Here is a 13941-nt window from a genome sequence, read left to right on the forward strand (position 1 = left end):
CGGGGTTCCGGGGGCCGATCGCTTTGGGTGGCTGGCGTGCCGGAGGGGTCAGGTGGTGGGGAACTCCCCGCGCCGGACGGCGGAGACGAACGACGACCAGGCGGTCGGCTCGAACATGAGCGCCGGGCCGTGCGGGTCCTTGCTGTCACGGACGGGGACCACGCCGCGCGAGGCGACGAGGTTGGCGGCGATCTCTATGCACTGGCCGCCGTTGTCGCTGTACGAGGACTTGAACCAACGCGGGGACTCGGTCGTCACGGGGTGCCCTTTCGCAACTGGTTGACCATGGTCACAGATTCCGCCTGCGAGCAGGCTTCGGCCTGTAGTTGATGGTAGGCCGTCAACACGGGCAGAACGAACTTACCGTCCCGTTCGAGATGGCCCCGCTGAGCGGATTCGGCGTACGACATCAGCGAGCGGTCCCCCATCGTGAGGATGGTGACCGGCAGATTGAACGGGCGGCGAGCCCCCATGGTGAACGGGGCGACCTGGAGCACGGTGTTCGGCAGCTCGGCGAACTCGGCCAGCCGTGCCAACTGGGCGTCCATGACGGCCGGTTCGCCGATGGGACGGCGGAGACAGCTTTCGTCCAGCACGACGAAGACCAGCGGCGGGCGCGTCCGGACGAGCGCGGCTTGCCGCTCCGCTACAAGCGTCACCCGCTCATGCGCCTGCTCGACCGTGATCGCTCCCCGTTTGAGGGCGCTGTCCGCCAGCACCGCCGCGTACTCCGGTGTCTGGAGAAGCCCGGGGATGACACCCACTTCGTACAGCCGGATCTCCGTCGCGCGCCCCTCATAGCCGACGAACTCCGGGAACCCCTCCAACAGGCTGCCGTGGCGGATCTCGCGGAACTGGCGCTCAAAGGTGTCCTCACCCTGGATGCCGAAGGCGCGGTCCGCGCTACGCGAGAACCGGAGGGTAGGAGGTTTCCGACCATTTTCGACGGCTGAAACATGCACGCTGGAGTATTCGGCACGTGCGGCAAGGTCCTCTTGAGTCCAGCCGCGAGCCTCCCGCAGCCTCCGTAACCGCGCCCCGTAGGCCGCCTCGGGCGAGGCGTCCGGGTTCAATTCGTTCTTGTTCACAGGTCACTCCCGAGCCTTCCATCCTGCTCTGACACGTTGAACAGGTCTCCTCAGTAGGCCACGCTGAACTCGCTTGGTAGTGGAGTCACTACAGAGAGGAGTGGTCGGTGGCCGACGAGACCACGAACCCACCACACGTGCCAGAGCTTGAGCCCGTAGCCCGCGCTGACTGCCCGGCCGTGCGGCACCGGGACGCGCCGACGCGGCGCCGCCCGGTGCTGGCGTCCGGCGTGCCCGCTGGGACTGCGCCCGCGGCGTACGGGCCCACCTCCACCCTCCCGTTCCGGGCCGTCTCCGGTCCGCCGGACGGCCACGGGGCGGGCATGGTCCGGCCCTGCCTCCTCGCGCGCGAACAGCGGCGCAAGAGCCACCCACGGGTGGAGTCGCTGTGCGCTCCGCACGGGATGGTGGTGATCCGGTGACCGCCGACGGACGGGCCGCCCCCGTCCTCTCCCCCGGGTGCGCTCTGTGCGCGACCCCCGGCGACTTCGGGCCCCACCACCCCACCGCACCGCGTTCGGGCCTGTGCCCCGCGTGCGTCGCGGCCGGGAAGCCCACCCGCGGCGGCCTCGAACAGGCCGTCGTGATCGTCGCCGGACAGACCCTCACGGGAGCCGAAACCCTCGACCTGGCCGACGCCACGCCCGAAGAACTGGCCTACCACCTCGGCGCGATGAAGCGGAGCCTGCGCGGCCTGCTCCAACTCCTCGCCCCCGTACCGGGAGAGGAGGACCGCTGATGGCCGCCAACCGGCCCGATCGGGGCGACCAGCCGAAGATGACGATGCGCGTCTACACCATGGCGCACAACGGGATCGTCACCGCCCGACGCGCGATGGTGGCCGTCCTCGACGGGGACAAGGGCGACGCCTACTCACTGGGGCAAGCGTGGCCACCGTGCCAGTGCCCGCGCCACCGCGACCACAACAACCCCGACCGATTCACGCTCCTCTGAACACGACGACGGCCCGCACCACCCCACAGGGGTCGTACAGGCCGCCGTCACACGGGCCCGGATGCGCCGACAGCCCCCTCGGGGGCCGGGCTCGGGCCCGCGTCCGTCCGTCGGTCAGGACAGCCAGTCCTCCACGGCCCGCGCTGTCTCCCCGGCGTGCTCCTCCATCATCGTGAAGTGGTTCCCCGGCACATCGAGCGCGGTGTGCGGGAGCTGCCAGTACGACCGCCAGTCGCCGTCACGGGACCAGTCGAAGAGCCGCTCCCCGGCCCGGACCAGCAGCGTCGGCGTCTTGACCTCCTTGGGCCGCCACTGGCCGAACAGCCGGAAGTAGGCGCCCATGGCCAGCAGCCGGGTGTCGTCCACCGGCACCTGGCCGGCGCTGCGCTCGTCCATCCCGGCGCTCAGCCCGGGCTGGAGGCCCACGGCCGCGTCCCGGTCGTGCGAGTAGATGTCGAGCAGGACGACCGCGTCCGGGAAGACCCCGGTGCTCTCCAGCCGCGCGGCCACCTCATGGGCGAGCAGCCCGCCCGAGGAGTGGCCCAGCAGCACGAACGGCGCCCCGTCGGTCTCCCGCAGCACCGCCTCGGCCTGCGCCTCGATCACCGCCTCGGCGTTGGCCGGGAGCCGCTCCCCGGCGACGAAGCCGGGGTTGCCCAGCGCCCAGACGTCCCGGTGGCCGCGGAATCCGGCGGCGAACCGCGCGTACTGGTGCGGGCCGCCGATCGACAGGATCGAGGAGAAGCACACCAGCGCGGGCCCGGTCTCCCCGCGCGACAGCCGCACCAGCGCGGGCGCCTTGTCCAGCTCGGCGGCGCTCGCGAACGAGGGCCGGAACCGTGAGACGTCCATCAGCAGCCGGGTGAACTCCTCCTGCTTGCCGAGCTGTCCGGCCTCCCGCATCATCGCGCCGAACACGGCCGACGGCTCCGCGCCCGCCGCCTCCTCGCGCGCCGTGTCGGACACCGCGCCGCCCTCGGCGGCCACCGCACCGGCCAGTTGCGCGAGCAGCTGCCGGGCGGCCAGCTCGGGCGTCGGGTGGTCGAACAGCAGCGTCGGGGGCAGCCGCAGCCCGCTCGCGGCGTTCAGCCGGTTGCGCAGCTCGACAGCGGTCAGCGAGTCGAAGCCCTGCTCCAGGAAGCCGCGCGTGGCCCCCACCGCCGCCGCGTCCGGGAAGCCGAGGACCGCCGCCGCCTGGCCGCGGACCAGGTCCAGCACGGCCTTCTCCCGCTCCGCCTCGGCCAGCCCGGCCAGCCGCCGCGCCAGCGAGGGGCCGCCGGCATCGGCCGCCCCGGCGGCGACGGTGCGCCGCCGGGCCGGAGCCCGGACCAGCCCGCGGAACACGGCGGGCAGCCCACCCTCGGCGGCCTGCTCGCGCAGCGGCGCGATGTCCAGGTGCAGCGGTACGAGCACCGCCTCACCGCCGACCGTGCACGCCGTGTCGAACAGCTCCAGACCGTCCCGCGAGGACAGCGGCGCCATCCCGGAGCGCTCCATACGGGCCACATCCGCGTCCGCCATGCCACCGGTCATCGCACTGCGCTGCTCCCACAGGCCCCAGGCCAGCGAGAGCGCGGGCAGTCCGGCGGAGCGGCGCTGGGCGGCCAGGGCGTCCAGGAAGGTGTTGGCCGCCGCGTAGTTGGCCTGGCCCGGCGCGCCGAAGGTACCGGCGGCGGACGAGAACAGCACGAAGGCGGAGAGGTCCAGATCCCGGGTCAGCTCGTGCAGGTTGTGCGCCGCGGCCACCTTCGGCCGGAAGACCGCGTCGATCCGGTCCGGGGTGAGCGTGGGCAGCAGCCCGTCGTCCAGCACACCCGCGGTGTGCACGACGGCGGTGAGCGGATGGTCCGCATCCACCTCGGCCAGCAGCATCGACAGCGCCTCGCGGTCGGCCACATCGCAGGCCGCGACGCTCACCCGGGCACCCAGCGCGGCCAGTTCGTCGACCAGCTCGGGCATCCCCGGGGCACGCTGTCCGCGGCGGCTGTTGAGCAGCAGATGCCGCACACCGCGCTCGGCCACCAAGTGGCGGGCGAGCTGTCCACCGAGGACACCGGTGGCGCCGGTGATCAGGACCGTGCCGTCCGGGTCGAACTCCGGTAGCCCCTCCGGCGTCCGGTCCTCCTCCTGAGTGGCGACCCGGGCCAGCCGGGGCGCGTGGAGGGCGCCCGCGCGGACGGCGAGCTGCGGCTCCCCGCCGGTCACGGCCGCCGTGAGCAGGTCGGCCGAGGTCTCGTCACCGTCCAGGTCGAGCAACAGGAAACGGTCCGGGTTCTCGGTCTGGGCGGTGCGGATCAGGCCCCATACGGCCGACCGCGGCAGGTCGTGCACCTCGGCGTCCGGGGACGTGGCGACCGCACGCCGGGTGACGAACGCCAGCCGCGCCCCGGCCAGGCCCTCCTCCGCGAGCCACGACTGCGCGCTGTCCAGCGCGGCGTGGGTGGCCAGCCGGGCGCCCTCCGCCACATCGCCGCCCCCGGCGGGGCCGGTGTGCGGGAGGAGGACGACATCCGGGCGGGGGCTGCCCGAGGCCACCACGGCCGCGAGTTCGGTCAGATCGGGGAAGACGGCGCAGTCGGCACCGGCGGACTCCAGCGCGGCGACGAGCCCGAAGGCGTCCGTGCTGTGCGCGGCGTCCTGGGCGGCGTTGTTCGCCGTGTCCTGGCCGATCAGGGCCCAGCGAAGGGTCCCGGGGGCCGCCGAGGGCGCCGGTACCGGCGCCCACTCCAGGCGGAACAGCGAGTCGTGGTAGGTCATCCGGGCCGCGCGCAACTGCTCCGGGGCGATACGCCGCAGCACCAGGGAGTCCACCGACGCGACCGCGCCGCCGTTCTCGTCCGCGACGGTCAGGGCCACCGTGTCCGGCCCGGCCGGGGCGATCCGTACGCGCAGCGCCGTGGCGCCCGCCGCGTGGAGGGTGACCCCGGTCCAGGAGAACGGCAGCCGGATCCCGCCGGTCTCGGCGCCCAGGAAGTCGCCGAGCGCGACCCCGTGCAGCGCGGCGTCCAGCAGCGCCGGATGCAGTCCGAACAGCGCGGCGTCGGCATGCTGCCGCTGCTCCAGGCGCAGCTCGGCGAAGACCTCCTCGCCGCGCCGCCAGGCGGCGTTGAGCCCCTGGAACGCCGGGCCGTAGCCGAAGCCGCCCGCCGCGAACCGCTCGTAGAGGTCGTCCACGTCGAGCGCGACGGCCTCGGCGGGCGGCCATACGGACAGGTCGGCTCCGCCGTCCGTGGCGTCCCCGGAGGCCAGGACACCGCTGGCGTGACGGATCCAGGGCTGGTCCGAGGCGTCGCCCCGGTCCGCGTCCGGCTCCGGGCGGGAGTAGACCTCAAGCGTCCGGCGGCCGCTCACGTCGGGCGCGCCGACGGTGAGCCGGAGCTGGATCCCGCCCCGGTCGGGCAGGATCAGCGGCGCCTCGAGGGTCAGCTCCTCCAGCAGATCGCAGCCGACCTGGTCACCGGCGCGGATCGCCAGTTCCACGAAGGCCGTCCCCGGCAGCAGCGCGGTGCCGGACACGGCGTGGTCGGCGAGCCAGGGGTGGGTCTGGAGGGAGAGCCGCCCGGTGAGCAGGAAGCCATCGGAGTCGGGCAGTTCGACGGCGGCACCCAGCAGCGGATGCCCGGCGGCGCCCAGCCCGGCGGAGGCGACATCGCCCACCGCGAGGGGGACCTCGATCCAGTAGCGCTCGTGCTGGAAGGCGTACGTGGGCAGCTCGACGCGGACCGCGCCGTCGAACACCGCCTCCCAGTCGACGCCGACGCCACGCGTCCACGCCTCGCCCAGCGAGGCCCAGAAGCGGTCCAGGCCACCCTCGTCACGGCGCAACGACCCGATCGCCGCAGCCTCACGGCCCGCGTCCTCGGCGGTCTCCTGCACACCCATCGTCAGCACGGGATGCGCGCTGGACTCGATGAACACACCGAAACCCTCGTCCAGCAACCGCCGAACCGCACCCTCCAGCTCAACGGTGCGACGCAAGTTCGTGAACCAGTACTCGGCGTCCAGCTCCGGACCCTCGACCCACTCCCCCGTCACCGTCGACAGGAACGGCACCTCGGCGACCTTGGGCTCCACAGCCGCCAGCAACTCCAGCAGTTCCTCGCGCAGCAACTCCACCTGCGCCGAATGCGAGGCGTAGTCCACCGGCACCCGACGCGCCCGCACCCCATCGGCCTCACACGCGGCAACCAGCTCGTCCAGCGCCTCCGGCTCACCCGAAACCACCGCCGACGAAGGCCCATTGACCGCCGCCACCGAGATCCGCTCCTCACCCCAAGCCGCGATCCACTCCCGCACCTCCGCCACCGGCAGCGCCACCGACACCATGCCACCCTTGCCCGCCAGCACCCGGCCGATCGCCTGACTGCGCAGCGCCACCACACGCGCCGCATCCCGCAGCGACAGAATCCCCGCCACACACGCGGCCGCGATCTCACCCTGCGAGTGGCCAACCACGGCCGACGGCCGCACACCCAACGAACGCCACAGCTCCGCCAGCGAAACCATCACCGCGAACAACACCGGCTGGACCACATCCACGCGCTCCAGCGAGGGCGCGCCCTCGGCGCCGCGCAGCACCTCCACCAGCGACCAGTCGGTGAACTCCGCGAGCGCGGCGGCGCATTCGTGGATCCGGGCCGCGAAGACGGGCGAGGCGTCCATCAGCCCCACCGCCATACCGGCCCACTGCGACCCCTGCCCCGGGAACACGAACGCCGTCTTGCCGGCCGTTCCGGTGCCCTGGACCAGCTGGGCCACCGCCTCGCCCCGGGCGAGCGCCGTCAGGGCGCGGGTGAAGTCGTCGCGGTCCGTGCCGACCAGCACCGCGCGCTGGTCGTGGACGGCGCGGGTGGTGGCCAGCGAGTAGCCGACGTCGGCCGGGCGCAGGTCCGGGTCCGTGTCGAGGTGGGCCAGCAGCCGCTCGGCCTGGGCGCCCAGCGCCGCCTCGCTCCTGCCGGACAGGATCCAGGGCAGCACACCGGGCTCGGGCGCGGCGTCGACGGCCGTGGGCCGCTCCGCCGGGGCCTGCTCGATGATGGTGTGCGCGTTGGTGCCGCTGATGCCGAACGAGGACACGGCGGCCCGGCGCGGACGGCCGGTCTCCGGCCACTCCACCTGCTCGGTGAGCAGCGACACCGCGCCCGCCGACCAGTCCACGTGCGGGGACGGCTCGTCCACGTGCAGGGTCCTGGGCAGCACGCCGTGTTCGATGGCCTTGACCATCTTGATGATGCCGGCGACACCGGCCGCGGCCTGGGTGTGGCCGAAGTTGGACTTCACCGAGCCGAGCCAGAGCGGCTCGTCCTCGGGCCGCTCCTGGCCGTAGGTGGCCAGCAGCGCCTGCGCCTCGATCGGGTCGCCCAGCGTCGTACCGGTGCCGTGTGCCTCGACCACGTCCACCTCGGCGGCGGACAGCCGGGCGTTGGCGAGGGCCTGCCGGATGACGCGCTGCTGGGACGGGCCGTTGGGCGCGGTCAGACCGTTGGAGGCGCCGTCCTGGTTGATCGCGGAGCCACGCACGATCGCCAGCACCGGATGGCCGTTCTTCCGCGCGTCCGACAGCCGCTCGACCAGCAGCATGCCCACACCCTCGCCCCAGGCCGTGCCGTCGGCCGCGGCGGCGAAGGGCTTGCAGCGGCCGTCGGTCGCGAGGCCGCGCTGCTTGCTGAAGGCCACGAAGGTACCGGGGGTGGCCATCACGGTCACGCCGCCCGCGAGCGCGAGCGAGCATTCGCCGCTGCGCAGCGCCTGCACCGCCATATGCAGGGTGACCAGCGACGACGAGCACGCCGTGTCGACGGTGACCGCCGGGCCCTCCAGACCGAAGGTGTACGACACCCGGCCCGAGGCGACACTGCCGGAACTGGCCGTGCCCATGTAGCCCTCGAGGCCGTCGGGGGCGCGGTGCAGCAGGGTGCCGTAGTCGTTGTACATGACGCCGGTGTAGACACCGGTCCGGCTGCCGCGCACCGCCGCCGGGTCGATCCCGGCCCGCTCGAACGCCTCCCAGGTGGTCTCCAGCAGCAGCCGCTGCTGCGGGTCCATGGCGAGCGCCTCACGCGGCGAGATCCCGAAGAAGACGGGGTCGAAGTGGTGGGCGTCGTGCAGGAATCCGCCGTTGCGGGCGTAGCTGGTGCCCTGCTGGTCGGGGTCGTCGTCGTAGAGCGACTCGATGTCCCAGCCGCGGTCGGTCGGCATGTCGGTGATGGCGTCCGCGCCCTCGACGACCAGCTTCCACAGGTCCTCGGGCGAGGTCACCCCGCCGGGGAAACGGCAGCTCATCGCCACGATGGCGATCGGCTCGTCGGCGCCTGCGGTAGCGGTGGCGACGGGTGCGGCGGCGTCCTCCTGGCTGCCCTGGGCCTCGGCCCGCAGATACGCGGCGAGGGCGGCGGGGGTCGGGTAGTCGAAGATCAGCGTGGCGGGGAGCCGGACGCCGCTGACCGCGGTGAGGCGGTTGCGCAGTTCGACGGCGGTGAGCGAGTCGAAGCCGACCTCGCTGAACGCGCGCTGCGGCTCGACCGCGTCGGGCCCGGCGTAGCCGAGCACGGCCGCCACCTGCGTACGGACCACGCCGAGGACGATCGCCTCGGCCTCGGCGTCGGACGCCCCGGCGAGCTGCTGGGCGAGCGCGCCGGACCGCGCCGCGGCGGCCGCCTGGGCCGCGCGGCGGGGCGGGACGCGGACCAGGCCGCGGAAGAGCGGCGGCAGCATTCCGGCGCTCGCCTGCGCCCGGAGGGCGGCCAGGTCGAGCGGCATCGGCACGAGGAGGGCCTGGTCGGCGGTGTCCGCGAGGTCGAACAGCTCCCGGCCCTGGTCGGCGGTGATGGCGGCGACGCCACCGCGCCGCAGCCGGTCCAGCTCCGCCTCGTCCAGCTCACCGGCCATGCCGCCGGACTCGGCCCACAGGCCCCAGGCGAGGGAGGTGGCGGACAGGCCCTGCGCGGTGCGGTGCTGGGCGAGGGCGTCCAGGAAGGCGTTGGCCGCCGCGTAGTTGCCCTGGCCCGCACCGCCGAAGACACCGGCGGCGGAGGAGAACAGGACGAACGCGGCCAGGTCCGGGTGGTGGTCGCGGGTCAGCTCGTGGAGGTTCCACGCCGCGTCGACCTTCGGGCGCAGTACGTGCGCCATGCGGTCGGGGGTGAGGGAGGCGATGACGCCGTCGTCCAGGACGCCTGCCGTGTGGATGACGGCGGTCAGCGGGTGCTCGTCCGGGATCGCCGTCAGCACGTCGGCGAGTGCGTCCCGGTCCGCTACGTCGCAGGTGGCCCAGTGGGCTTCTGCGCCCAACGCCGTGAGTTCGTCCGTGAGTGCGGCGGCGCCTGGGGTTTCCGCGCCGCGGCGGCTCACCAGCAGCAGGTGGCGGGCGCCGCGCTCGGTCACCACGTGGCGGGCGAAGAGGGCGCCCAGGGTGCCGCCGGCGCCGGTGATCAGGACCGTGCCGTTCGGGTTCCACGCGGCGGCCGGGGCGTCGGCGGGGGCTGTGGCGCGTGCCAGGCGCGGGGCCTTGAGCGCGCCCTCGCGTACGGCGAGTTCCGGTTCGCCCGTCTCCGGGGCGGAGGGGAGGGCGACGAGGGAGTCCGGGTGGCCGTCGTGGTCCACGAGGATGACGCGGCCCGGGTTCTCCGACTGGGCGGAGCGGATGAGGCCGTGGGCGGCGGCGTGGGGGAGGTTGGTGAGGGATTCGGTGGGGGTGGTGCTTGCGGCGCCGGTGGTGAGGACGACCAGGCGGGTGTCCGCGAAGTGGTCTTCGGTGAGGTAGCTCTGGAGGAGGGCGAGGGTGCGGGTGGTGGCTTCGTGTGCGGCTCGGGTGGGGTTTTCCCCTGTTCCGCCCCTTCCCGCAACCATGGGCTCCGCCCCTGGGCCCCGGTCCTCAAGCGCCGGGCGGGCTTCACGCGCCGCGGCCGGTGCCCCGGCACGCCCTTCGGGCGTGTCCTCAAGCGCCGGACGGGCTTGGGGTGCCGCACCGTGGCCCTGGTCCCCAATCGCCTGGCGGGCCTCAGATGCCGCGCCCGGAGCAGCCGGAGATTCCAGCGACACCACGATGTAGTCCGGGGCCTTCTCGGCCGCCGTCAGGGTGGCCAGGTCCGGGTAGGTCGCAAGGCCCAGGGGATTGGGGCCCACCGCCACCCAGCCGTCCGTGGATACCGGGCCGGACGGTGTCGGGATCGGGGTCCAGTCCACGCGGAAGAGGGCGTCCGCCGCGGCGCCGCCGGGGCGGTCGGCGCTGAGCTGGTCCGGGGAGACCGTGCGCAGGGCGAGGCGTTCCACCTCGGCCACCGGGGCGCCGGTGACGTCGGCGAGTTGCAGGGACACCGTGCCGTTTCCGGCCGACGACAGGCGGACCCGTACGCTGTCCGCGCCCACCGAGTGGACGCGCACACCGGTCCAGGAGAAGGGCAGTCCGCCCTGGCCCGGGTTCTCGGTCAGGTCGCTGAGGCCGATGGTGTGCAGGACGGCGTCCAGCAGGGCCGGGTGCAGTCCGAAGAAGGCGGCGCCGGGTTCGGCGTCCTCGGGGAGGGCGACCTCGGCGTAGACCTCGCCGTCGCCCCGCCAGGCGGCCCGCAGCCCCTGGAAGACGGGGCCGTAGCCGAAGCCCGCCTCGGCCAGTCCGTCGTAGAGGCCGTCGGTCTCGATGCGCTCGGTGCCCGTGGGCGGCCAGGCGCTCAGGTCGAACGAGGGGGCCGCGGGCGTGCTCTCCGCGAGCACACCGGTGGCGTGCCGCAGCCACGGCTCGTCGTCTCCGGCCTCGTCGGGACGGGAGTGGAGGGCGAGGGTGCGGCGGCCGGTGTCGTCCTGGGCGCCCACGGCGATCTGGAGTCGGACCCCGCCCCGTTCGGGCAGGATCAGCGGGGCCTCCAGGGTGAGTTCCTCGACCAGGTCGCAGCCGGCCTGCTCACCGGCGCGCACCGCCAGTTCCACGAACGCGGTGCCGGGCAGCAGCACCGCGCCCATGACGGCGTGGTCGGCCAGCCACGGGTGGGTGTCCAGGGCGAGCCGCCCGGTGAACAGGAAGCCCTCCGCGTCGGCCAGGGACACGGCCGTGCCGAGCAGCGGATGGTCGGCGGTGCCGAGGCCGAACGAGGAGACGTCGCCGTAGGCGGTGCCCGCGTCCAGCCAGTAGTGCTCGCGCTGGAAGGCGTAGGTGGGCAGTTCGACGCGCTCGGCGCCGGTCCCCGCGTAGTACGCCTCCCAGTCGGGGGCCGTACCCCGGGTGTGCAGGGTGGCCAGGGCGGTGGTCAGGGTCTCGGCCTCGGAACGGTCCTTGCGCAGCGCGGCGGCGAACGCCACGTGCTCGGACTCGCCCGCCAGGCACTCCTGGCCGAGCGCGGACAGCACACCGTCCGGGCCGAGTTCGAGGTAGGTGGTGACGCCCTGCGCCTCCATCGCGCGCATGCCGTCGAGGAAGCGCACGGCCTCGCGGACGTGGCGGACCCAGAAGTCGGCGGTGGCGATCTCCGCGGCGGGCGCGATGCCGCCGGTCAGGTTGGAGACCACCGGGATCTTCGGGGCCTCGTACGTCAGGCTCTCGGCGACCTTGCGGAACGCCTCCAGCATCGGGTCCATCAGCGGCGAGTGGAAGGCGTGGCTGACGGTGAGCCGCTTGGTCTTGCGGCCCTGGGCCTCGAAGCCCTCCGCGATCTCGACGGCCGCGTCCTCGTCACCGGCGATGACGACCGACGTCGGCCCGTTGAGCGCGGCGATCGAGACGCGCTCGGTCAGCAGCGGCGCCACCTCGTCCTCGGACGCCTGGACGGCGATCATCGCACCGCCGCCCGGCAGCCGCTGCATCAGCCGGCCCCGGGCCGCCACCAGCAGTGCGGCGGCGTCGAGCGAGAGCACCCCCGCCACATGCGCGGCGGCGATCTCGCCGATGGAGTGTCCGGAGACCACGTCCGGCTTCAGGCCCCACGACTCGACGAGGCGGAACAGCGCCACCTCGATGGCGAACAGCGCGGGCTGGGTGAAGCCGGTCCGGTCCAGCGCGGCGGCGTCGTCCCCGAACAGCACGTCCTTCAGCGGACGCTCCAGCCGCGGGGCGAGCGCGGCGCACACCGCGTCAAACGCCTCGGCGAACGCCGGGTAGGTCGCGTACAGCTCGCGTCCCATGCCGAGGCGCTGACTGCCCTGGCCGGTGAAGAGGAACGCCAGCTTGCCCCGGGTCTCCACGCCCTGGACCACCCCGGCGGCGGGCTCACCGGAGGCGAGCGCGGCGAGGCGGTCGAGGAAGGTCGCGCGGTCACCGGCGATGACGGCGGCCCGGTTCTCCAGGGCGGCGCGGGTGGTGGCCAGGGAGCGGCCGAGGGACACCGGGTCCAGCTCGGGCCGCTCGGCCACATAGCTGTGGAGCCGGGCGGCCTGGGCGCGCAGGGCGTCCTCGCCCTTGGCGGAGACCAGCCATGGCAGCAGCGGGAGGGTGCGGGGCTCCGCCATCTCCTCAACCGGGGCCTCGGCGGGGGACCCTTCGGCCTCCTCGCCGCCGGTCTCCTCCTCCGCCACCGGCGCCTGCTCGATGATCAGGTGGGCGTTGGTGCCGCTGATGCCGAACGAGGACACGGCGGCGCGGCGCGGACGGCCGGTCTCCGGCCACGGCCGGCCCTCGGTCAGCAGCGAGACGGCCCCGGCCGACCAGTCGATATGCGGCGACGGCTCGTCGATGTGCAGGGACTTCGGCACATAGCCGTGCTCGATGGCCTTGACCATCTTGATGATCCCGGCGACACCGGCGGCGGCCTGGGTGTGGCCGACGTTGGACTTGATGGAGCCCAGCAGCAGCGGCCGCTCCGGGCTCTTCTCCTTGCCGTAGGTGGCCAGCAGCGCCTGCGCCTCGATCGGGTCGCCGAGTGTCGTCCCGGTGCCGTGTGCCTCGACCACGTCGATCTGGTCGGCGGTCAGCCGGGCGCTGGCGAGCGCCTGGCGGATGACGCGCTGCTGGGACGGGCCGTTGGGCGCGGTCAGGCCGTTGCTCGCGCCGTCCTGGTTGATGGCCGAGCCACGGACGACGGCCAGCACCCGGTGGCCGTATCTGCGGGCGTCCGACAGCCGCTCCACCAGCAGCATGCCCGCGCCCTCGGACCAGCCGGTGCCGTCCGCCGACGCCGCGAAGGACTTGCAGCGGCCGTCGAAGGACAGCCCGCGCTGGCGGCTGAACTCGGTGAAGGTGCCGGGCGTCGACATCACGGTGACACCGCCCGCGAGCGCCAGCGAGCATTCGCCGTTGCGCAGCGCCTGCATGGCCAGATGCAGGGTCACCAGCGACGAGGAGCACGCGGTGTCGACGGTGAGGGCGGGGCCCTCCAGGCCGAAGGTGTACGCCACCCGGCCGGAGGCGATGCTGCTGGAGCCGCCGGTGCCGAGATAGCCCTCGACACCGGGCGGCACGGCGCGCAGCCGCGAGGCGTAGTCGTGGTACATGACGCCCGCGAAGACACCGGTACGGGTGCCGCGTACGGAGGTGGCGTCGATGCCCGCCCGCTCGAACACCTCCCACGTGGTCTCCAGCAGCAGCCGCTGCTGGGGGTCCATCGCGAGGGCCTCGCGCGGATTGATACCGAAGAACGCCGGGTCGAAGTAGTTGGCGTCGTGGAGGAAACCGCCCTCCCGGACATAGCTCGTACCCGCGCCGTCCGGATTGTCGTCGAAGAGCCGCCCGATGTCCCAGCCGCGGTCGGTGGGGAACTCGGAAATGCCGTCCCCGCCCTCGGACACCAGCCGCCACAGGTCCTCGGGCGACTCGACTCCGCCCGGGTAGCGGCAGCTCATGCCGACGATCGCGATGGGCTCCTGGTCCTCCGACTCCACCTCCTGCAGGCGGCGCCGGGTCTCATGCAGGTCGGCGGTCACCCGCTTGAGAAAGTAGCGGAGCTTTTCCTCATTCATACGTGCGTTTCCCTCTCGA

6 protein-coding genes are annotated in these 13941 nt (G+C 73.5%); 3 read left to right on the forward strand and 3 right to left on the reverse strand.

What is annotated here, in order from left to right; genetic code table 11:
* Positions 1 to 48 precede the first annotated feature (48 nt).
* Positions 49 to 258 carry a DUF397 domain-containing protein gene (locus AS97_RS17620; protein ID WP_086705897.1) on the reverse strand — a complete coding sequence of 70 codons (210 nt, stop codon included), beginning with the start codon at positions 256 to 258 and terminating at the stop codon, positions 49 to 51.
* A complete protein-coding gene (locus AS97_RS17625; protein WP_086705898.1) occupies positions 255 to 1088 on the reverse strand; it encodes a helix-turn-helix transcriptional regulator in 834 nt (277 codons plus the stop codon). Before AS97_RS17625 ends, AS97_RS17620 begins: the two co-directional genes overlap by 4 nt.
* A 230-nt stretch (positions 1089 to 1318) precedes the next feature.
* Here AS97_RS17625 and AS97_RS17630 point away from each other — a divergent pair, with 230 nt between their 5' ends.
* Genes AS97_RS17630 through AS97_RS17640 form a run of 3 tightly spaced genes read left to right on the forward strand, consistent with a single transcriptional unit; the run spans position 1319 to position 2042 of the window.
* The gene (locus AS97_RS17630; protein WP_210565248.1) at positions 1319 to 1510 is read left to right on the forward strand and encodes a hypothetical protein; all 192 of its coding nucleotides are present in this window, start codon (positions 1319 to 1321) and stop codon (positions 1508 to 1510) included.
* Positions 1507 to 1827 (forward strand): hypothetical protein, encoded by a 321-nt coding sequence (locus AS97_RS17635; RefSeq protein ID WP_059145633.1) that lies wholly within the window; start codon positions 1507 to 1509, stop codon positions 1825 to 1827. Before AS97_RS17630 ends, AS97_RS17635 begins: the two co-directional genes overlap by 4 nt.
* Positions 1827 to 2042, forward strand: a complete 216-nt coding sequence (locus tag AS97_RS17640) for a hypothetical protein (protein ID WP_086710442.1) — start codon at positions 1827 to 1829, stop codon at positions 2040 to 2042. The genes AS97_RS17635 and AS97_RS17640 overlap by 1 nt, the downstream gene beginning before the upstream one ends.
* Positions 2043 to 2156: 114 nt before the next feature.
* Here AS97_RS17640 and AS97_RS17645 read toward each other — a convergent pair whose 3' ends face one another.
* Positions 2157 to 13922, reverse strand: a complete 11766-nt coding sequence (locus AS97_RS17645; RefSeq protein ID WP_210565249.1) for a type I polyketide synthase — start codon at positions 13920 to 13922, stop codon at positions 2157 to 2159.
* Between the last annotated feature and the right edge of the window lie 19 nt (positions 13923 to 13941).

Origin of the sequence: Streptomyces sp. AgN23 (assembly GCF_001598115.1) — a bacterium.
Classification (GTDB): Bacteria; Actinomycetota; Actinomycetes; order Streptomycetales; family Streptomycetaceae; genus Streptomyces; species Streptomyces antimycoticus.